The sequence below is a fragment of the Bacillus sp. H1a genome, from assembly GCF_000633475.1.
Lineage (GTDB): Bacteria > Bacillota > Bacilli > Bacillales > Bacillaceae_G > Bacillus_A > Bacillus_A paramycoides.
This window is the reverse complement of sequence record NZ_AYMH01000040.1, coordinates 26,089-46,318: the sequence shown is the minus strand read 5'-3', so window position 1 is coordinate 46,318 and position 20,230 is coordinate 26,089. Positions and strand designations below refer to the sequence as shown.

Annotated in this window: 20 protein-coding genes and 1 other annotated feature; all 20 genes read left to right on the top strand. The window is 39.5% G+C overall.

Annotated features, from left to right (window positions below; all coding sequences use genetic code 11):
* The first annotated feature begins 107 nt into the window (after window positions 1-107).
* The 20 genes from cysE to fusA all read left to right on the top strand — a co-directional run bounded on the left by cysE (window position 108) and on the right by fusA (window position 20,157).
* The gene (gene cysE, locus U860_RS0118170; protein ID WP_000476504.1) at window positions 108-773 is read left to right on the top strand and encodes a serine O-acetyltransferase; all 666 of its coding nucleotides are present in this window, start codon (window positions 108-110) and stop codon (window positions 771-773) included.
* The gene (gene cysS, locus U860_RS0118165; RefSeq protein WP_025149632.1) at window positions 754-2,151 is read left to right on the top strand and encodes a cysteine--tRNA ligase; all 1,398 of its coding nucleotides are present in this window, start codon (window positions 754-756) and stop codon (window positions 2,149-2,151) included. Before cysE ends, cysS begins: the two co-directional genes overlap by 20 nt.
* Window positions 2,152-2,153: 2 nt before the next feature.
* Window positions 2,154-2,561 (top strand): Mini-ribonuclease 3, encoded by a 408-nt coding sequence (locus U860_RS0118160; protein WP_025149631.1) that lies wholly within the window; start codon window positions 2,154-2,156, stop codon window positions 2,559-2,561.
* On the top strand, window positions 2,558-3,301 hold the full coding sequence (gene rlmB / locus U860_RS0118155) for a 23S rRNA (guanosine(2251)-2'-O)-methyltransferase RlmB (RefSeq protein WP_025149630.1): 744 nt from the start codon (window positions 2,558-2,560) through the stop codon (window positions 3,299-3,301). Before U860_RS0118160 ends, rlmB begins: the two co-directional genes overlap by 4 nt.
* Window positions 3,302-3,304: 3 nt before the next feature.
* Window positions 3,305-3,817 (top strand): NYN domain-containing protein, encoded by a 513-nt coding sequence (locus U860_RS0118150; protein WP_002175437.1) that lies wholly within the window; start codon window positions 3,305-3,307, stop codon window positions 3,815-3,817.
* A 67-nt stretch (window positions 3,818-3,884) separates the two neighbouring features.
* Complete coding sequence (locus U860_RS0118145) at window positions 3,885-4,544, top strand: RNA polymerase sporulation sigma factor SigH (protein ID WP_000387198.1); 660 nt, start codon at window positions 3,885-3,887, stop codon at window positions 4,542-4,544.
* A 130-nt stretch (window positions 4,545-4,674) separates the two neighbouring features.
* Entirely contained in the window at window positions 4,675-4,821 is a 147-nt protein-coding gene (gene rpmG, locus U860_RS33650) for a 50S ribosomal protein L33 (protein ID WP_012260172.1), read from the top strand.
* A 32-nt stretch (window positions 4,822-4,853) separates the two neighbouring features.
* Window positions 4,854-5,033 (top strand): preprotein translocase subunit SecE, encoded by a 180-nt coding sequence (gene secE, locus U860_RS0118140; protein WP_001241321.1) that lies wholly within the window; start codon window positions 4,854-4,856, stop codon window positions 5,031-5,033.
* 131 nt (window positions 5,034-5,164) lie between these two features.
* Window positions 5,165-5,698, top strand: a complete 534-nt coding sequence (nusG, locus tag U860_RS0118135) for a transcription termination/antitermination protein NusG (protein ID WP_000415794.1) — start codon at window positions 5,165-5,167, stop codon at window positions 5,696-5,698.
* Window positions 5,699-5,865: 167 nt separating this feature from the next.
* Window positions 5,866-6,291 carry a 50S ribosomal protein L11 gene (rplK, locus tag U860_RS0118130; RefSeq protein ID WP_001085872.1) on the top strand — a complete coding sequence of 142 codons (426 nt, stop codon included), beginning with the start codon at window positions 5,866-5,868 and terminating at the stop codon, window positions 6,289-6,291.
* A 179-nt stretch (window positions 6,292-6,470) separates the two neighbouring features.
* Window positions 6,471-7,163: a 50S ribosomal protein L1 gene (rplA, locus tag U860_RS0118125; protein WP_002175435.1), complete on the top strand. Its 693-nt coding sequence runs from the start codon at window positions 6,471-6,473 to the stop codon at window positions 7,161-7,163.
* A 49-nt stretch (window positions 7,164-7,212) separates the two neighbouring features.
* Window positions 7,213-7,358: a sequence feature (ribosomal protein L10 leader region), on the top strand.
* 39 nt (window positions 7,359-7,397) lie between these two features.
* The gene (gene rplJ, locus U860_RS0118120) at window positions 7,398-7,898 is read left to right on the top strand and encodes a 50S ribosomal protein L10 (protein WP_000048723.1); all 501 of its coding nucleotides are present in this window, start codon (window positions 7,398-7,400) and stop codon (window positions 7,896-7,898) included.
* 67 nt (window positions 7,899-7,965) lie between these two features.
* Window positions 7,966-8,325 (top strand): 50S ribosomal protein L7/L12, encoded by a 360-nt coding sequence (gene rplL, locus U860_RS0118115; RefSeq protein WP_000159737.1) that lies wholly within the window; start codon window positions 7,966-7,968, stop codon window positions 8,323-8,325.
* A gap of 75 nt (window positions 8,326-8,400) precedes the next feature.
* On the top strand, window positions 8,401-9,000 hold the full coding sequence (locus U860_RS0118110) for a class I SAM-dependent methyltransferase (protein WP_025149629.1): 600 nt from the start codon (window positions 8,401-8,403) through the stop codon (window positions 8,998-9,000).
* A gap of 290 nt (window positions 9,001-9,290) precedes the next feature.
* Complete coding sequence (gene rpoB, locus U860_RS0118105; RefSeq protein ID WP_025149628.1) at window positions 9,291-12,824, top strand: DNA-directed RNA polymerase subunit beta; 3,534 nt, start codon at window positions 9,291-9,293, stop codon at window positions 12,822-12,824.
* A gap of 37 nt (window positions 12,825-12,861) precedes the next feature.
* Complete coding sequence (gene rpoC / locus U860_RS0118100) at window positions 12,862-16,473, top strand: DNA-directed RNA polymerase subunit beta' (RefSeq protein ID WP_025149627.1); 3,612 nt, start codon at window positions 12,862-12,864, stop codon at window positions 16,471-16,473.
* 113 nt (window positions 16,474-16,586) lie between these two features.
* Window positions 16,587-16,835 carry a ribosomal L7Ae/L30e/S12e/Gadd45 family protein gene (locus U860_RS0118095; protein ID WP_025149626.1) on the top strand — a complete coding sequence of 83 codons (249 nt, stop codon included), beginning with the start codon at window positions 16,587-16,589 and terminating at the stop codon, window positions 16,833-16,835.
* A 114-nt stretch (window positions 16,836-16,949) separates the two neighbouring features.
* On the top strand, window positions 16,950-17,372 hold the full coding sequence (gene rpsL / locus U860_RS0118090; RefSeq protein ID WP_001142341.1) for a 30S ribosomal protein S12: 423 nt from the start codon (window positions 16,950-16,952) through the stop codon (window positions 17,370-17,372).
* A gap of 29 nt (window positions 17,373-17,401) precedes the next feature.
* Complete coding sequence (gene rpsG / locus U860_RS0118085) at window positions 17,402-17,872, top strand: 30S ribosomal protein S7 (RefSeq protein WP_001137492.1); 471 nt, start codon at window positions 17,402-17,404, stop codon at window positions 17,870-17,872.
* A gap of 206 nt (window positions 17,873-18,078) precedes the next feature.
* Window positions 18,079-20,157 (top strand): elongation factor G, encoded by a 2,079-nt coding sequence (fusA, locus tag U860_RS0118080; protein ID WP_025149625.1) that lies wholly within the window; start codon window positions 18,079-18,081, stop codon window positions 20,155-20,157.
* Window positions 20,158-20,230 lie beyond the last annotated feature (73 nt).

Here is a 20,230-nt window from a genome sequence, read left to right as displayed (position 1 = left end):
GTATGAGTATAAGTTTTATCTCCTTGTATAAAGATTTAGGGGGAAGTGGGGAGTTAAGGGAGTTAGTTCACTCGAAAAAAGCAGCCCATAAAGGGGAGGGAACATCGATGTTTAAGAGGCTTCGGGAAGATATTGGAGTCGTTTTTGAACAGGATCCAGCGGCACGAAGTTATTTCGAAGTCATTTTAACTTACTCTGGATTACATGCAGTTTGGTCCCATCGAATTGCACATGCTTTTTATAAAAGGAATTTTTTCTTTATTGCACGCTGGATTTCACAAGTTAGTCGTTTTTTTACTGGCATTGAGATCCATCCGGGAGCAACTATTGGTCGTCGTTTTTTCATTGATCATGGAATGGGAGTTGTGATTGGAGAAACGTGTGAAATTGGTGATAATGTAACAATTTATCAAGGTGTTACATTAGGTGGTACCGGTAAAGAAAAAGGAAAGAGGCATCCTACAATTCAGGATAATGTATTAATTGCAACAGGGGCTAAAGTATTAGGTTCGATTACGGTTGGAGAGAACTCTAAAATTGGAGCAGGATCTGTCGTATTAAAAGAAGTCCCTGCGCATTCTACAGTTGTAGGCATACCTGGCCGAGTCGTTATTCAAAATGGAGTAAAGATTGGTCAAGAATTAAATCATTCTGATCTTCCGGACCCAATTTTTGATAAATTAAAGGTTATGGAAGCAGAACTTGATAAATTGAGAAAGCAACTCGAAGTAAAGGTAGAAAGGAAGGATAAAAATGACTATTCACATTTATAATACGTTAACGCGTCAAAAAGAAGAGTTTATTCCACTAGAAGAAAATAAGGTAAAGATGTATGTGTGCGGACCTACAGTTTATAACTACATTCACATTGGGAATGCAAGACCACCTATGGTATTTGATACGGTACGCCGTTACTTAGAATATAAAGGATATGATGTGCAGTATGTATCTAACTTTACTGACGTGGATGATAAATTAATTAAGGCTGCAAATGAATTAGGCGAAGATGTACCAACAATTGCAGATCGTTTTGTTGAAGCTTACTTTGAAGATGTAACGGCACTGGGTTGCAAACATGCGACGGTTCATCCGCGTGTAACGGAAAATATGGATATCATTATTGAATTTATTCAAGAACTTGTGAATAAAGGGTATGCATATGAATCAGAAGGTGATGTGTACTTTAGAACGAAAGAATTCGAGGGTTACGGCAAATTATCGCATCAACCAATCGCAGACTTACGTCACGGTGCACGTATTGAAGTAGGAGAAAAGAAACAAGACCCTCTTGACTTTGCTTTATGGAAGGCTGCGAAAGAAGGAGAAATCTTCTGGGAAAGCCCATGGGGGAAAGGACGCCCAGGATGGCATATTGAATGCTCAGCGATGGCGCGTAAATATTTGGGGGATACAATTGATATTCATGCTGGTGGTCAAGACTTGGCATTTCCTCATCATGAAAATGAAATTGCGCAGTCTGAGGCATTGACTGGAAAAACATTTGCACGTTACTGGATGCATAATGGATATATTAATATTGATAATGAGAAAATGTCTAAGTCACTTGGAAACTTCATTTTAGTTCACGATATCATTAAGCAATATGATCCGCAGTTAATTAGATTCTTTATGTTATCAGTACATTACCGTCATCCGATTAACTTTAGTGAAGAGTTATTACAAAGTACGAATAATGGGCTAGAAAGAATTAAAACAGCTTACGGTAATTTAAAGCATCGTATGGAAAGTAGTACAGATTTAACAGAGCATAATGAGAAATGGTTAGCTGAAATGGAAAAATTCCAGGCTGCATTTGAAGAAGCAATGGATGATGATTTCAATACGGCTAATGCGATTACTGAATTATATAATGTAGCAAATCACGCAAATCAATATTTATTAGAAGAACATACTTCTAAAGTTGTAATTGGAGCATACGTGAAACAACTTGAAACATTATTTGATATTTTAGGATTAGAATTAGCGCAAGAAGAGTTACTTGATGAAGAAATTGAGGCGCTTATCCAAAAGCGTATTGAAGCTCGTAAAAATCGTGATTTCGCATTATCCGATCAAATTCGCGATGATTTAAAAGAACGTAATATTATTTTAGAAGATACCGCTCAAGGTACAAGATGGAAAAGAGGATAAAAATGATTGATGCAAAGCAATTGAACAGCTTAGCGTTAGCATATATGGGTGATGCGGTATATGAACAATATATCCGCTATCACCTCCTTCAAAAAGGAACAGTTCGCCCTAATCAATTACATCGTTTAGGGACGAGCTTTGTTTCGGCAAAAGCACAGGCGAAAGTTGTTTATCATTTATTAGAGACGGCATTTTTGACAGAGGAAGAAGAGGCGGTACTAAGAAGAGGGCGCAATGCGAATTCGGGTACTGTTCCGAAGAATACGGATGTACAAACATACCGATATAGTACAGCTTTGGAAGCTCTAATCGGTTATCATCACTTATTAAATAATCGTGAAAGATTAGACGAAATTGTATATAAGGCAATTGCTGTTTTAGAAGAAAAGGAAGGGGGCACATCATCATGAGTAGTGAATATATTATCGGACGTAACCCTGTAATTGAAGCGTTACGATCAGGAAGAGATATTAATAAAATTTGGATCGCAGAAGGTGCTGCCAAAGGACAAGTACAAATTGTACTAGCACTAGCGAAAGAAAATAAGATTATTTTACAACATGCACCAAAAAAGAAGTTAGATCAATTAGTTGAGGGGAACCATCAAGGTGTAATTGCTCAAGTGGCTGCATATCAATATGCTGAGCTAGAAGATCTATTTAAAGTAGCGGAGAAGCGTAACGAAGAGCCGTTCTTCTTAATTTTAGATGAAATTGAAGATCCGCATAACCTAGGTTCTATTATGCGTACAGCTGATGCGACGGGAGCTCATGGAATTATTATTCCGAAAAGAAGAGCAGTGGGACTTACAGCGTCAGTTGCGAAAGCATCGACTGGGGCAATTGAATATATTCCTGTTGCACGCGTAACAAATTTATCTCGTACAATTGATGAGTTAAAAGAGCGTGGACTTTGGATTGCTGGTACAGATGCTAAAGGGAAAACGGATTACCGTAATTTAGATGGTAAAATGCCAATCGGATTAGTAATCGGTAGTGAAGGGAAAGGTATGAGTCGTATTATTGGTGAAAAGTGTGATTTCCTAATTACTTTACCGATGGTTGGTAAAGTTACATCCTTAAATGCTTCAGTAGCCGCAAGTTTGTTAATGTATGAGGTATATCGTAAACGTCACGAAATTGGTAAATAAAAAATGAACGATATTTTAATCGTTGACGGTTACAACATTATCGGAGCTTGGGGAGACTTGAAAAAACTGCGGGATGTAGATTTACAATCATCAAGAGACGCGCTTATTGATAAGATGGCGGATTATCAAGGTTATACAGGTACAAAAGTAATGATTGTCTTTGATGCCTATACAGTCCATGGTATTGAAAAGAAGATGAAACAATCGCGGGTGGAAGTAATATTCACGAGAAAAAATCAAACTGCAGATGAAAAGATAGAACAACTTGCGATTGAACTTAGAAGTATAAATACACAAATATACGTTGCAACTTCAGATTATACGGAGCAATGGGTTGTATTTGCGCAAGGTGCACTTCGGAAATCTGCGCGTGAATTAGAGTTAGAAGTGCAAGCGATGGAGCAGCAAGTAAGAAGGCGTACAAAAGACACGAAAGACAAGCAACCCGCCATGAGAAAGATATTTAGTAAAGATATTACAGAAAAATTAGAAAAATTAAGAAGAGGAGAGCGTTGAAGCATTGACGCTCTTTATCTTTTTACTGTATAATATTGCTAAATATATAGCGGTCGGAGGGATCAAGGTGGAAGCAGGCTTCGTAAGTGTAGGCGACGTTACATTTCGTGATTTAGAGGATGAGGCAATCGTTGAGTTAGTTCGAAAAGGTAATACTGACGCTCTAGAATATTTAATTCACAAATATAAGAACTTTGTTCGTGCGAAATCAAGATCTTATTTCTTAGTGGGTGCCGATCGAGAAGATATTGTTCAAGAAGGTATGATTGGATTGTTTAAGGCGATTCGTGATTATAAAGAGGACAAGCTGTCTTCGTTCAAAGCATTTGCTGAACTGTGTATCACTCGACAAATTATTACCGCTATTAAAACAGCAACAAGGCAAAAACATATTCCATTAAATTCGTATGTGTCATTAGATAAACCGATTTACGATGAGGAATCTGATCGAACGCTATTAGATGTTATTTCGGAAGCAAAAGTGACTGATCCTGAAGAAATGATTATTAGTCAGGAAGAATATACAGACATAGAATCTAAAATATCTGAATTATTAAGCGATTTAGAAAGAAAAGTACTTTCTTTATACTTAGATGGCCGTTCCTATCAAGAGATTTCAGAACAGTTAAACAGACATGTGAAATCCATTGATAACGCATTACAGCGTGTGAAAAGGAAATTGGAAAGATATATGGAGATGAGAGAGAGTACAACTTTAAATTCGTAGTAAATACCGCAGGTGTAAAATAATTCACCTGTTTTCTTTTTGTAGAGAGAGTGGAAGTCATGACATTGACATTATCTTTTGTTGTATGATACATTTTTAGGGACATAATGTTACAAGGTTGGTGTAACTAATGAGGAAAAAAGTTGTACTCTCATGTGAAGAGTGTAAAAATCGAAACTACTCTACGATGAAAGATACGAGCTCAGTAGAGCGACTTGAGATAAAGAAGTTTTGTAAAACATGCAATAAGCATACAGTTCACAAGGAAACAAAATAAATAATTGAAATAATACACTGGAGGTCCCGCAGATGCGTTTAACGAACTTTTTCGGCGATGTAGGTCGCGAAATGAAAAAAGTAAGTTGGCCTAAAAAAGATGAATTACTCCGCTCAACAGCGACTGTTATCGCTACAGTTGTCTTCTTTGCGATTTTCTTCGCAGTAGTTGATATGGGCATTTCTTCTTTAATTCGGTTAATTCTTGGTTAATTCTTGAATAAGAAGCACTTATCCATGATATAATGTTATTTATAAGAACTGTGTAAAAGCCCGGTGAACGGGTTTTTTCATTTGCGCAAAAAAATGTACGTCAGGGAGGGAAGGACGCTCGTCCTAAATGAATGGAAAAAAGTTGGTATGTTGTCCATACTTATTCTGGATATGAAAATAAAGTAAAAGCAAACCTAGAGAAACGTGTAGAATCAATGGGTATGCAAGATAAAATTTTCCGTGTTGTTGTCCCGGAAGAAGTAGAAGTAGAAATGAAAAACGGTAAAGAAAAATTAATGAAAAGAAAAGTGTTCCCAGGTTACGTATTAGTAGAACTAATCATGACTGATGACTCTTGGTATGTTGTTCGTAATACACCGGGTGTAACAGGTTTTGTCGGTTCTTCGGGTTCTGGATCTAAACCATCTCCTCTATTAGAAGAGGAAGTTGTTACCATCATGAAGCATATGGGAATGGACAACGAAGTGGTTGATTTCGACTTTGAACTTCATGAGACAGTACGTGTAAATGAAGGACCATTCGCAGATTATACAGGTGCTATTGAAGAAATTGATGTGGAGAAGAAGAAAGTTAGTGTGCTTGTAGACATGTTTGGTCGCGAGACTCCAGTTGAACTTGACTTCCATCAAATTGAAAAATTATAAAATGAAACTTGAAATGAATTGTAAAAAGTGATAATATCTTTTAAGTCAGTACGTCTTCGTTATCGGAGACGTTTTTTGAAAGATTTTATCGTTACAGATAAAATATGACGTGGGAGGGCAAATCACTGTCCAATTGACCACATCACGGACTTAAGGAGGTGTGTCTCGTGGCTAAAAAGGTAATTAAAATGGTAAAACTTCAAATTCCTGCAGGTAAAGCTAACCCAGCTCCACCAGTTGGTCCAGCATTAGGACAAGCAGGTGTTAACATCATGGGCTTCTGTAAAGAGTTCAACGCTCGTACAGCAGATCAAGCTGGTCTTATCATCCCTGTTGAAATTACGGTATTTGAGGACCGTTCATTCACTTTCATTACTAAAACTCCTCCTGCTGCTGTTCTTCTTAAGAAAGTAGCTGGTATCGAGTCTGGTTCTGGTGAACCAAACCGTAATAAAGTGGCAACTGTTAAGCGTGATAAAGTACGCGAAATCGCTGAAACTAAAATGCCTGACCTAAACGCTGCTAGTGTAGAAGCTGCAATGCGTATGGTTGAAGGTACTGCACGCAGTATGGGCATCGTTATCGAAGACTAATTCGATTTGTTTTTAAAAAAAGGTTGCGGGTCTGGAATTCCAATTCGCAACCTTTATTATCGTAAATGATTATCGTTTTTTAAATAAAAGGATGGCGCGCATCCTCAGGGTATCCCTGGAAAAAAGGCGTAAACGTGGGAGGTTATTCCGCTAAAACCACATTCGAGGAGGAAATAAAAATGGCTAAAAGAGGTAAAAAGTACGTAGAAGCTGCGAAGCTTGTTGATCGTGCAGCTGCTTACTCTGCAACAGAAGCAGTAGAATTAGTAAAGAAAACAAACACAGCTAAATTTGATGCAACTGTAGAAGCTGCATTCCGTTTAGGTGTTGACCCTAAGAAAGCTGACCAACAAATTCGTGGTGCAGTTGTTCTTCCGCACGGTACTGGTAAAGTACAACGTGTATTAGTATTCGCTAAAGGCGAAAAAGCAAAAGAAGCTGAAGCTGCTGGCGCTGAATTCGTAGGCGATACTGATTACATCGGTAAAATCCAACAAGGTTGGTTCGATTTCGATGTAGTAGTAGCAACTCCTGACATGATGGGTGAAGTTGGTAAACTTGGTCGCGTATTAGGACCTAAAGGTTTAATGCCAAACCCTAAAACTGGAACAGTTACTTTCGATGTAACTAAAGCTGTTAACGAAATCAAAGCTGGTAAAGTTGAATACCGCGTTGATAAAGCTGGTAACATCCACGTTCCAATCGGTAAAGTATCTTTCGAAGATGCTAAACTAGTAGAAAACTTCAAAACAATTGCTGACACGCTACAAAAAGCTAAGCCAGCTGCTGCAAAAGGTACTTACATGAAGAACGCAACTGTTGCTTCTACAATGGGACCTGGCGTACGCGTAGATGTTTCTACACTTGCGTAAAAATTGGAAGTTGACTTCATAAAGAAGTTTTAATATAATCATTTATGTTGTGAATTTAAATAGTGTACCGTAGACAGTAGGTGTCGATTCGACTTAATTTCCTACCTAGGTGTTAATATACGAAGCGGAATCTTTATTCTGTGACTATATGCCTCCATGTCTACAAGTTGGGCATGGAGGTTTTTAGTGCACTTTCGGTACATCTTCTATATAATCTACAGGAGGTGTAATAACATGAGCAAAGTAATCGAAACTAAACAACAAGTTGTAACTGAAATCGCTGAAAAACTTCGCGAAAGTAAATCTACAATCGTTGTTGACTACCGTGGTTTAACAGTTTCTGAAGTAACAGAATTACGTAAAAACTTACGTGAAGCTGGCGTTGAGTTCAAAGTTTACAAAAACTCTTTAACTCGTCGTGCTGCAGAGTCTGCTGAAATGGCTGAGTTAAACGAATTCTTAACAGGACCAAACGCAATCGCGTTCAGTAACGAGGATGTAGTTGCTCCTGCGAAAGTATTAAACGACTTCGCTACAAAACATGAAGCTTTAGAAATTAAAGCTGGTGTAATTGAAGGTAAACTTGTAACACTTGATGAGGTTAAAGCTATTGCTACTCTTCCATCACGTGAAGGCTTACTTTCTATGCTTCTTAGCGTTCTTCAAGCTCCAATCCGTAACCTTGCACTTGCTACTAAAGCAGTTGCAGATCAAAAGGAAGAGCAAGGCGCTTAATTTTTTAAAAGATAATTACTTGTTATCTATAAAACAATACAAACCTATTTAAGGGAGGATATTTACAATGACTAAAGAACAAATCATTGAAGCAGTTAAATCTATGACTGTATTAGAACTTAACGACTTAGTAAAAGCTATCGAGGAAGAATTCGGCGTAACTGCTGCTGCTCCTGTAGCTGTAGCTGGTGGCGCTGGTGAAGCTGCTGCTGAGAAAACTGAGTTTGACGTAGTACTTGCAAGTGCTGGCGCTCAAAAAATCAAAGTTATCAAAGCTGTACGTGAAATCACTGGTCTTGGCTTAAAAGAAGCTAAAGAATTAGTTGACAACACTCCAAAAGCAATCAAAGAAGGCGTTTCTAAAGAGGAAGCTGAAGAAATGAAAGCTAAACTTGAAGAAGTTGGCGCTGCTGTAGAAGTTAAGTAATTAACTTTTGATGCTTAAAAAAAGCTCGCTCTCATGCGAGCTTTTTTTTTAACTGTAAAGAAAAGAGGTGGCCATATGGCAGACCATTATTTTTCTAACGACCCTACGAGTAAAAGTGATCGTAAACGATGGGAATTTACACTTCGTGGATCTCAATTCACTTTTGTATCTGACCATGGGGTGTTCTCGAAAAACGAGGTGGACTTTGGTTCCCGTCTTTTAATTGAAGCGTTTCAAATGCCAGATATTAAAGGTGATATATTAGATGTAGGTTGTGGATACGGTCCGATTGGTTTGTCGTTAGCGAAAGAGTTTCAAGGTTGTGACGTTCACATGGTGGATGTGAACGAAAGAGCACTTGGGCTTGCAAAAGAAAATGCCGCTAATAACAGAATCGAGAATGTACGTATTTTTCAAAGTAGCGTCTATGAAAATGTAGATGGCAAGTATGCTGCTATTCTATCTAATCCTCCAATTCGTGCGGGTAAAGATACCGTGCATGAGATTTTAGAAAAGGCTGTGGAGTATTTAGTTCCAGGTGGAGAGCTGTGGATTGTTATTCAAAAGAAGCAAGGTGCACCATCTGCGCTGAAAAAACTAGAGGAAGTATTTTCTGAAGTTGAAGTTGTAGAAAAGAAAAAAGGATATTATATCATAAAATCAAAAAAACGTTGACGGTTATTTTTGGCTATGTTAACATTATACAATGCCAATATATGATTTTCTGCGTTGAGAAAGATGTATATTTTTGTTTCTCTTGGAAAAGATAGTAAAATCAGCAGATTATGAAACAGAATGATGGTTTTCTTATAGAAGCCATTTTTCTTTTTGAGCAGGTAGAAAGACTCAACGTATCTATCTTTAAGAGAAAAAGACTACGCTATTAGCAGTAGTTGTATTTATTTGTGATTTTGCACAAATTTTTTTGTGCATTTATAATACTCATGATTTGAGGGGTGAAGCAGTTGACAGGTCAACTAGTTCAATACGGACGCCACCGCCAACGAAGAAGTTATGCCCGTATTAGTGAAGTATTAGAGTTACCAAATCTTATCGAAATTCAAACCTCTTCTTATCAGTGGTTTCTTGATGAGGGTTTGCGAGAAATGTTCCAAGACATTTCTCCGATTGAAGACTTTACGGGAAATCTATCGCTTGAATTTATCGACTACAGCTTAGGTGAACCTAAATACTCTGTAGACGAATGCAAAGAGCGTGATGTGACGTATGCAGCACCACTTCGTGTAAAAGTGCGTCTAATCAACAAGGAAACTGGTGAAGTAAAAGAACAAGATGTGTTCATGGGAGATTTCCCACTCATGACAGAGACTGGAACATTCGTAATTAACGGTGCAGAACGTGTTATCGTTTCCCAGTTAGTTCGCTCTCCAAGCGTATACTATAGTGGCAAAGTGGATAAAAACGGAAAACGTGGTTTTACTGCTACTGTAATTCCAAACCGCGGAGCTTGGTTAGAGTATGAAACAGATGCTAAGGATGTTGTATATGTGCGTATTGACCGTACGCGTAAACTTCCTGTAACTGTTTTGTTACGCGCATTAGGGTTTGGCTCTGATCAAGAAATCACCGAGCTTTTAGGTGATAACGAATACTTAAGCAACACATTAGAAAAAGACAATACAGATAGCACAGAAAAAGCATTGCTTGAAATTTATGAGCGTCTACGTCCTGGTGAACCACCAACAGTAGAAAATGCAAAGAGCTTACTTGTGTCTCGTTTCTTCGATCCAAAGCGCTACGATTTAGCAAATGTAGGTCGCTATAAGATCAACAAAAAGTTACACATGAAAAACAGATTGTTTAACCAACGTTTAGCTGAAACATTAGTGGATCCAGAAACTGGTGAAATTTTAGCGGCAGAAGGAACAGTCTTAGATCGTCGTACACTGGATCGCATTTTACCTTACTTAGAGAAAAACATTGGATTCAAAACAGCGAAACCAATGGGTGGAGTGGTAGAAGGCGATGTTGAGCTGCAATCTATTAAGATTTATGCTCCAGAATCAGAAGGTGAACGTACTATTAACGTAATTGGGAATGCAAATATTACTCGTGATGTAAAACATATCACACCAGGTGATATTCTTGCTTCTATTAGTTACTTCTTCAACTTACTATACAAAGTAGGGGATACAGATGATATCGACCATTTAGGAAATCGTCGTCTGCGTTCTGTAGGAGAACTATTACAAAACCAATTCCGTATCGGTCTTTCTCGTATGGAACGTGTTGTTCGTGAGAGAATGTCGATTCAAGATACAAATGCAATTACACCACAGGCATTAATCAATATTCGTCCTGTTATTGCATCTATTAAAGAGTTCTTCGGAAGTTCTCAGTTATCTCAGTTCATGGATCAAACAAACCCATTAGCAGAGTTAACTCACAAACGAAGACTATCTGCATTAGGACCTGGTGGTTTAACGCGTGAGCGCGCAGGCTTTGAAGTGCGTGACGTTCACTACTCTCACTACGGTCGTATGTGTCCAATTGAAACACCAGAGGGACCAAACATCGGTTTGATTAACTCATTATCTTCGTTCGCGAAAGTAAATGAGTTTGGTTTCATTGAAACACCATACCGTCGTGTTGACCCAGAAACTGGTCTTGTAACAGGGCATGTTGATTATTTAACAGCAGATGAAGAAGATAATTATGTTGTAGCCCAAGCGAATATGAAATTATCTGCAGAAGGGGAATTCCTTGATGAAGATATCGTAGCTCGTTTCCGTGGTGAAAACATTGTCACAAATAAAGAACGCATCGACTACATGGATGTATCTCCAAAACAAGTAGTGTCGGCAGCGACAGCTTGTATTCCGTTCTTAGAAAACGATGACTCTAACCGCGCACTTATGGGAGCGAACATGCAACGTCAGGCGGTTCCGTTAATGAATCCGGAATCTCCGATTGTAGGTACTGGTATGGAGTACGTATCAGCAAAAGACTCAGGTGCTGCAGTAATCTGTAAACATCCTGGTGTTGTTGAACGCGTAGAAGCACGTGAAGTTTGGGTACGTCGCTATGTAGAAGTTGACGGTCAAACAGTAAAAGGCGACTTAGATCGCTACAAAATGCAGAAATTCATTCGTTCTAACCAAGGAACTTGCTACAACCAACGTCCAATCGTAAGTGTTGGAAATCAAGTTGTGAAAGGTGAAATCCTTGCGGATGGTCCTTCTATGGAATTAGGTGAACTAGCACTTGGACGTAACGTGCTTGTTGGCTTCATGACATGGGACGGTTATAACTACGAGGATGCGATCATTATGAGTGAGCGCCTTGTAAAAGATGATGTGTACACTTCTATTCATATTGAAGAATATGAATCAGAAGCTCGTGATACGAAGCTTGGACCAGAAGAAATTACACGTGACATTCCAAACGTTGGGGAAGATGCACTACGCAACCTTGACGAGCGCGGTATCATTCGCGTTGGTGCGGAAGTAAAAGATGGAGACTTACTTGTTGGTAAAGTAACACCTAAAGGTGTAACAGAGTTAACAGCTGAAGAACGTCTATTACACGCTATCTTTGGAGAAAAAGCACGTGAAGTACGTGATACATCACTACGTGTACCACACGGTGGTGGCGGTATTATCTTAGACGTAAAAGTGTTCAACCGTGAAGATGGCGATGAATTGCCACCAGGCGTGAATCAACTTGTACGTGCATATATCGTTCAAAAACGTAAAATTTCTGAAGGTGACAAGATGGCCGGACGTCACGGTAACAAAGGTGTTATCTCTCGTATTTTACCAGAAGAAGATATGCCTTACTTACCAGATGGTACGCCAATCGATATCATGTTAAACCCATTAGGGGTACCATCTCGTATGAATATCGGTCAGGTATTAGAGCTTCATCTTGGTATGGCAGCAAGATACCTTGGTATTCATATTGCAACACCAGTATTCGATGGTGCTCGTGAGGAAGATGTATGGGGCACAATTGAAGAAGCTGGTATGGCAAATGACGCGAAAACAATCCTGTATGACGGACGTACTGGTGAACCATTCGATAACCGCGTATCTGTTGGTGTCATGTATATGATCAAACTTGCGCACATGGTTGACGATAAACTTCATGCTCGTTCTACTGGACCATACTCACTTGTAACGCAGCAGCCTCTTGGAGGTAAAGCTCAGTTCGGTGGACAGCGTTTCGGTGAGATGGAGGTTTGGGCACTTGAAGCTTACGGTGCTGCTTATACTCTTCAAGAAATCTTAACAGTGAAGTCTGATGATGTTGTTGGACGTGTTAAGACGTATGAAGCAATTGTTAAAGGCGAAAATGTTCCAGAACCAGGCGTTCCTGAATCATTCAAAGTATTGATTAAAGAACTGCAAAGTTTAGGTATGGACGTTAAAATGATGTCTAGCGACGATACAGAAATTGAAATGCGTGATACGGAAGATGACGATGATCATCAATCAGCAGATAAATTGAATGTCGAAGTTGAGACAACTAAGGAATAATTGGGATAACCTGTAGACTAAAAGGGAGGTAGGCCCCTTGATAGATGTAAATAACTTTGAATATATGAAGATTGGACTTGCTTCACCTGACAAGATTCGTTCTTGGTCATACGGTGAAGTTAAGAAACCAGAAACAATTAACTATCGTACGTTAAAGCCTGAAAAAGATGGCTTGTTCTGTGAGCGTATTTTCGGACCACAAAAGGACTGGGAATGTCATTGCGGAAAATATAAACGTGTACGTTATAAAGGTGTAGTTTGTGATCGATGTGGCGTTGAAGTAACGCGTGCAAAAGTTCGTCGTGAACGTATGGGTCATATCGAATTAGCTGCTCCTGTATCTCATATTTGGTATTTCAAAGGTATCCCGAGCCGCATGGGACTTGTCTTAGACATGTCCCCTCGCGCGCTTGAAGAAGTAATTTATTTCGCTTCTTATGTTGTAACAGAAAGTGGAGATACACCACTTGATAAGAAGCAATTACTTTCTGAAAAAGAATACCGTGCATATCGTGATCGATATGGTAGCACATTCCACGCTGCTATGGGTGCAGAAGCGATTAAAAAGCTACTGCAAGACATCGATTTAGATAAAGAAGTAGACTTCTTAAAAGAAGAATTAAAAACAGCACAAGGACAACGCCGTACTCGTGCTATTAAACGTCTAGAAGTATTAGAAGCATTCCGTAACTCTGGAAATCACCCATCTTGGATGATCTTAGATGTTCTTCCAGTTATCCCGCCAGAACTACGCCCAATGGTACAGTTAGATGGTGGACGTTTTGCTACTTCTGACTTAAACGACTTATATCGTCGTGTAATTAACCGTAACAATCGTTTAAAACGTCTATTGGACTTAGGTGCACCAAGCATCATCGTTCAAAACGAAAAACGTATGCTACAAGAAGCTGTAGACGCATTAATCGATAATGGTCGTCGTGGCCGTCCAGTTACTGGACCAGGTAACCGTCCATTAAAATCACTATCTCACATGCTTAAAGGTAAACAAGGACGTTTCCGTCAAAACTTATTAGGTAAACGTGTTGACTACTCTGGCCGTTCTGTAATCGTTGTAGGACCGAACTTAAAGATGTACCAATGTGGATTACCGAAAGAAATGGCGCTTGAATTGTTTAAGCCTTTCGTTATGAAAGAGTTAGTTGGAAAAGGATTAGCACACAACATTAAGAGTGCTAAACGTAAAATCGAGCGTGTACAACCTGAAGTTTGGGACGTTTTAGAATCTGTGATCAAAGAGCATCCAGTACTTCTAAACCGCGCACCAACACTTCACCGTCTTGGTATCCAGGCGTTTGAACCTACATTAGTAGAAGGTCGCGCAATCCGTCTTCACCCACTTGTATGTACTGCATACAACGCGGACTTTGACGGTGACCAAATGGCGGTTCACGTTCCGTTATCATCAGAGGCACAAGCAGAAGCTCGTATTCTTATGTTAGCGGCACAAAACATCTTGAACCCGAAAGACGGTAAACCAGTTGTTACTCCATCTCAGGATATGGTATTAGGTAACTACTACTTAACGCTTGAGCGTGAAGGTGCAATCGGTGAAGGTATGGTCTTCAAAGATGCAAACGAAGCATTACTTGCATACCAAAATGGATATGTGCATCTGCATACACGTGTGGCAGTAGCTGCAAGTGCAGTAAACAATGCAACATTTACTGAAGAGCAAAAAAGTATGCTTCTATTAACAACAGTTGGTAAATTAATATTTAACGAAATCTTACCAGAGTCGTTCCCTTATATTAATGAACCGACAAACTCAAACCTTGAAAAAGAAACACCAGCGGAATATTTCGTTGAAAAAGGTGCGAACATTAAAGAAATTATTGCTAGTCGCGAAGAAGTGGCGCCATTTAGCAAGAAGATCCTTGGTAACATCATTGCGGAAGTATTCAAGCGTTTCAAGATTACAGAAACGTCTCGCATGCTTGACCGTATGAAAAACTTAGGATTTAAATACTCTACAAAAGCTGGTATTACAGTTGGGGTATCTGACATTCTTGTATTAGGTGAAAAAGATGAAATTCTCCACGAAGCACAAGCAAAAGTAGATAATGTAATTAAACAATTCCGTCGCGGTTTAATCACGGAAGAAGAACGTTACGATCGTGTTATCTCTATTTGGAGTAATGCAAAAGATGTTATCCAAGGAAAACTGATGAAATCCTTGAATAAACGCAACCCAATCTTCATGATGAGTGATTCCGGTGCCCGTGGTAACGCATCGAACTTTACTCAGCTTGCTGGTATGCGTGGTCTGATGGCCAATCCATCTGGTCGTATCATTGAGCTTCCGATCAAATCAAGTTTCCGTGAAGGTTTAACAGTACTTGAGTACTTCATCTCTACGCATGGTGCACGTAAAGGTCTTGCCGATACAGCACTTAAAACTGCCGATTCTGGTTACTTAACACGTCGTCTTGTAGACGTTGCACAAGATGTAATCGTTCGTGAAGATGATTGTGGAACAGATCGCGGTTTACTAATTGGTGCGATTAAAGAGGGTAATGAAGTTATTGAGTCACTATATGATCGTCTTGTTGGACGTTTTGCAAGAAAAACTGTAAAACATCCTGAAACAGGTGAAGTATTAGTTAGTGAAAACCAATTAATTACTGAAGATATCGCTCATATCGTTGAAAATTCGGGTGTTGAAACTGTAAACATTCGTTCAGCATTTACGTGTAATACTCGCCACGGTGTATGTAAGAAGTGTTACGGTCGTAACTTAGCAACTGGTACAGATGTAGAAGTAGGAGAGGCGGTAGGTATTATCGCAGCTCAATCTATCGGTGAGCCAGGTACACAGTTAACGATGCGTACGTTCCATACAGGTGGGGTTGCCGGAGATGATATCACACAAGGTTTACCTCGTATCCAAGAGATCTTCGAAGCTCGTAATCCGAAAGGTCAGGCAGTTATCAGTGAAATCGACGGTGTTATCGCAGCGATCAACGATGTTAAAGATCGCCAAGAAGTAGTTGTACAGGGTGAAGTTGAAGCTCGTACGTATGCTATTCCTTACGGTGCTCGTCTGAAAGTAACTCCAGGACAGCCAATTAGCCATGGTAAAGAGTTAACAGAAGGTTCTATTGATCCGAAAGAATTACTAAAAGTAACGGACATTACAGCAGTACAAGAATACTTATTACGTGAAGTTCAAAAAGTATACCGTATGCAAGGGGTAGAAATTGGTGACAAACACGTAGAAGTAATGGTACGTCAAATGCTACGTAAAGTTCGTGTAAGCGATGCGGGTGAAACAGATGTATTACCAGGAACATTACTAGATATCCATCAGTTTACTGATGCGAATGCGAAGGTGTTACTGAAAGGTAAACAACCAGCAACAGCTAGACCGGTTCTACTTGGTATTACTAAAGCTTCACTTGAAACTGATTCGTTCTTATCTGCAGCATCGTTCCAAGAGACAACTCGTGTTCTAACAGATGCAGCAATTAAGGGTAAACGCGATGAGCTTCTAGGATTGAAAGAGAATGTTATTATCGGTAAGCTTGTTCCTGCTGGAACAGGTATGAATCGTTATCGCAAAGTGGATCTTGTAAAAACAACACAAGATAACATGAATGTAGAAAACGATGAAGTTTATGTGGAACAGTAAAATTTTCCGTCGTAAATTTTGTATAAAAACAGCTAATCCTAGTTGACATTGTATGAGTCAAAATGTTACTATAATCAAGGTTGCTCCTGAACGATGCTTTGGAGGATATTTATATGTCTTATCAAAAAGTGTCAAATGCTGAAAGTGTAGTCGTTGGTCATAAACGTACATTGGAAGCGATCAAAAATGGTATAGTTAAAGAAGTTGTCATTGCGGAAGATGCTGATGTGAGGTTAACTCATGTTATCATTCGTACTGCCTTGCAACATAACATACCCATAACCAAAGTTGAATCAGTTCGTAAACTTGGAAAAGTTTCGGGGATTCAAGTGGGAGCTTCAGCAATAGGAATAATAAGTTAAAACTGTTTTTGTGAGGAGAGAGCATTTGCTCTCCCTTGCAAAAACTTTGTTTTCAACTAATAATGAACCACCTGGATATGTGGTCATACAAACATGCGAAGGGAGGATAATCAAATGCCTACTATTAACCAATTAGTGAGAAATGGTCGTACTGATAAAGTATGGAAATCTAAATCACCTGCGTTAAACAAAGGTTTTAACTCTTTAAAGAAAAAATCAACTGATATCTCTGCACCTCAAAAACGTGGTGTATGTACTCGTGTTGGTACAATGACTCCAAAGAAACCGAACTCAGCGTTACGTAAATACGCTCGTGTACGTTTAACAAATGGTATTGAAGTTACAGCTTACATCCCAGGTATCGGTCATAACCTACAAGAGCATAGCGTAGTATTAATTCGCGGTGGTCGAGTAAAGGATTTACCAGGGGTACGTTACCACATCGTTCGTGGTGCGCTTGATACAGCTGGTGTTGACAAACGTATGCAAGGACGTTCTAAATATGGTACTAAGCGACCAAAACCTGCTAAAAAATAATAAACTTATAATGAAAGGAGGAACTCAATATGCCTCGTAAAGGACCTGTTGCGAAACGTGACGTGTTACCAGATCCAATGTACAATTCTAAACTTGTAACACGCCTAATCAACAAAATGATGGTTGACGGTAAAAAAGGTAAATCTCAAACAATTCTTTATAACGCTTTCGATATCGTTCGTGAACGTTCAGATAAAGAACCTATGGAAGTATTCGAGCAAGCTCTTAAGAACATCATGCCTGTTCTTGAAGTACGCGCTCGTCGTGTTGGTGGTGCTAACTACCAAGTTCCAGTTGAGGTTCGTCCAGAACGCCGTACAACTTTAGGTCTTCGCTGGTTAGTAAACTATGCTCGTCTTCGTGGTGAAAAAACTATGGAAGAGCGTCTAGCTTACGAAATCTTAGATGCAGCTAACAACGCTGGTGCATCTGTTAAGAAACGTGAAGATACTCATAAAATGGCAGAAGCTAACAAAGCATTTGCTCATTACCGTTGGTAGGATTCAACGTAAAATAAATGTAAGCATAAACCGCTTTATTTGTCGCTTATGGAAGTGTGGAGAGGGAGAATGCCTCTCCCTTTCGTTGGGCGCTCGTTTTACATAATGAGGGTACTGGACACTGGCATATGTAACAATATAAAGTGGCTTTTTTGCTACTTAAAATAAAATAATCCAATCCATATATGGAAGGAGCAAGACACCAAATGACAAGAGAGTTCTCTTTAGAAAACACTCGTAATATTGGTATCATGGCTCACATCGATGCTGGTAAAACAACAGCAACTGAGCGTATTCTGTATTACACAGGACGTATTCATAAAATCGGTGAAACTCATGAAGGTGCATCTCAGATGGACTGGATGGAGCAAGAGCAAGAACGTGGTATCACAATTACTTCTGCTGCAACTACAGCACAATGGAAGGGTCACCGTGTAAATATCATTGACACTCCAGGACACGTAGATTTCACAGTAGAAGTAGAACGTTCTTTACGCGTACTTGATGGCGCGGTAGCAGTACTTGATGCACAATCTGGTGTAGAACCACAAACAGAAACTGTTTGGCGTCAGGCTACTACTTATGGCGTACCTCGTATCGTATTCGTTAACAAAATGGATAAGATCGGTGCAGATTTCTTATACTCTGTAGGAACAATCCACGATCGTTTACAAGCAAACGCACATCCAATTCAGTTACCAATCGGTGCTGAAGACGAGTTCAATGGTATCATTGACCTTGTTGAAGAGTGTGCTTACATGTACAGTAACGATTTAGGAACAGACATCGAGCGTGTTGAAATTCCTGAAGAGCACAAAGAACTAGCTGAAGAATACCGTGGAAAACTTATTGAAGCGGTAGCTGAGCTTGATGAAGAAATGATGATGAAGTACCTAGAAGGTGAAGAAATCACTGTAGAAGAGCTTAAAGCTGGTATCCGTAAGGCTACAACTTCTGTTGAATTCTTCCCAGTAATCTGTGGTTCTGCATTCAAAAATAAAGGTGTTCAAATTCTGTTAGACGCAGTTATTGACTACTTACCATCTCCATTAGATGTACCTGCTATTAAAGGTACTCTTCCGGATACAGATGAAGCTGTAGAACGTAAGTCTAGCGATGAAGAACCATTCGCAGCTCTAGCATTCAAAATCATGACTGACCCTTATGTTGGTAAGTTAACGTTCTTCCGTGTGTATTCTGGTGTGTTAAACTCTGGATCATACGTGAAAAACTCAACTAAAGGTAAGCGTGAGCGTGTAGGTCGTATCCTACAAATGCACGCTAACAGCCGTGAAGAGATTTCAACAGTTTACGCTGGTGATATCGCTGCTGCTGTAGGTTTAAAAGATACTACTACTGGTGATACTCTTTGTGACGAGAAGAGCCTTGTTATCCTTGAGTCTATGGAATTCCCAGAACCAGTTATCTCTGTAGCTATCGAACCAAAATCTAAAGCTGACCAAGATAAAATGGGTACAGCATTATCTAAGCTTTCTGAAGAAGATCCAACATTCCGTGCTCACACTGACCAAGAAACTGGCCAAACAATCATCGCTGGTATGGGTGAACTTCACCTTGATATCATCGTTGACCGTATGCGCCGTGAATTCAAAGTGGAAGCAAACGTTGGTGCTCCTCAGGTAGCATACCGTGAGACTTTCCGCGCTGCTGCGAAAGTTGAAGGTAAGTTCGCTCGTCAATCTGGTGGTCGTGGACAATTCGGTCACGTTTGGATTGAGTTTGAACCTAATGAAGAAGGTAAAGGATTCGAATTCCAAAACAAGATCGTCGGTGGTGTAGTTCCACGTGAATACATCCCAGCTGTTGGAGCAGGTCTTGAAGATGCACTTAAAAATGGTGTACTAGCTGGTTATCCACTAGTTGACATTAAAGCTGCATTAGTTGACGGATCTTACCATGATGTTGACTCCTCTGAGATGGCGTTCAAAATCGCTGCATCTATGGCGCTTAAAGCTGCGGTTTCTAAATGTAGCCCAGTAATTCTTGAGCCAATGATGAAAGTTGAAGTTGTAATTCCTGAAGAGTACATGGGTGACATTATGGGTGACGTAACATCTCGTCGTGGACGTGTAGAAGGTATGGAAGCTCGCGGTAACGCACAAGTTGTTCGCGCTATGGTTCCACTTTCTGAAATGTTCGGTTATGCAACGTCATTACGTTCTAACACTCAAGGACGCGGAACATTCTCAATGACATTTGATCATTATGAAGAAGTGCCGAAGTCTGTTTCAGAAGAAATTATTAAAAAAAATAAAGGTGAATAATTGATTTTTATCGATTGTTCAAGTATAACTACTTATGTAAGCTTAGAAAGTGGGACGTGAGTTTCACTTTCTA

Excerpts from the sequence above, each read along its gene's own strand:
- rpsG (WP_001137492.1), top strand. The coding sequence starts at position 17,402 with ATGCCTCGTAAAGGACCTGTTGCGAAACGTGACGTGTTACCAGATCCA.
- nusG (WP_000415794.1), top strand. The coding sequence starts at position 5,165 with ATGGAAAAAAGTTGGTATGTTGTCCATACTTATTCTGGATATGAAAAT.
- U860_RS0118095 (WP_025149626.1), top strand. The coding sequence starts at position 16,587 with ATGTCTTATCAAAAAGTGTCAAATGCTGAAAGTGTAGTCGTTGGTCAT.
- rplJ (WP_000048723.1), top strand. The coding sequence starts at position 7,398 with ATGAGCAAAGTAATCGAAACTAAACAACAAGTTGTAACTGAAATCGCT.
- cysE (WP_000476504.1), top strand. The coding sequence starts at position 108 with ATGTTTAAGAGGCTTCGGGAAGATATTGGAGTCGTTTTTGAACAGGAT.
- rpsL (WP_001142341.1), top strand. The coding sequence starts at position 16,950 with ATGCCTACTATTAACCAATTAGTGAGAAATGGTCGTACTGATAAAGTA.
- secE (WP_001241321.1), top strand. The coding sequence starts at position 4,854 with ATGCGTTTAACGAACTTTTTCGGCGATGTAGGTCGCGAAATGAAAAAA.
- U860_RS0118150 (WP_002175437.1), top strand. The coding sequence starts at position 3,305 with ATGAACGATATTTTAATCGTTGACGGTTACAACATTATCGGAGCTTGG.
- rpmG (WP_012260172.1), top strand. The coding sequence starts at position 4,675 with ATGAGGAAAAAAGTTGTACTCTCATGTGAAGAGTGTAAAAATCGAAAC.
- U860_RS0118160 (WP_025149631.1), top strand. The coding sequence starts at position 2,154 with ATGATTGATGCAAAGCAATTGAACAGCTTAGCGTTAGCATATATGGGT.
- cysS (WP_025149632.1), top strand. The coding sequence starts at position 754 with ATGACTATTCACATTTATAATACGTTAACGCGTCAAAAAGAAGAGTTT.
- rplL (WP_000159737.1), top strand. The coding sequence starts at position 7,966 with ATGACTAAAGAACAAATCATTGAAGCAGTTAAATCTATGACTGTATTA.
- U860_RS0118110 (WP_025149629.1), top strand. The coding sequence starts at position 8,401 with ATGGCAGACCATTATTTTTCTAACGACCCTACGAGTAAAAGTGATCGT.
- fusA (WP_025149625.1), top strand. The coding sequence starts at position 18,079 with ATGACAAGAGAGTTCTCTTTAGAAAACACTCGTAATATTGGTATCATG.
- rplA (WP_002175435.1), top strand. The coding sequence starts at position 6,471 with ATGGCTAAAAGAGGTAAAAAGTACGTAGAAGCTGCGAAGCTTGTTGAT.
- rlmB (WP_025149630.1), top strand. The coding sequence starts at position 2,558 with ATGAGTAGTGAATATATTATCGGACGTAACCCTGTAATTGAAGCGTTA.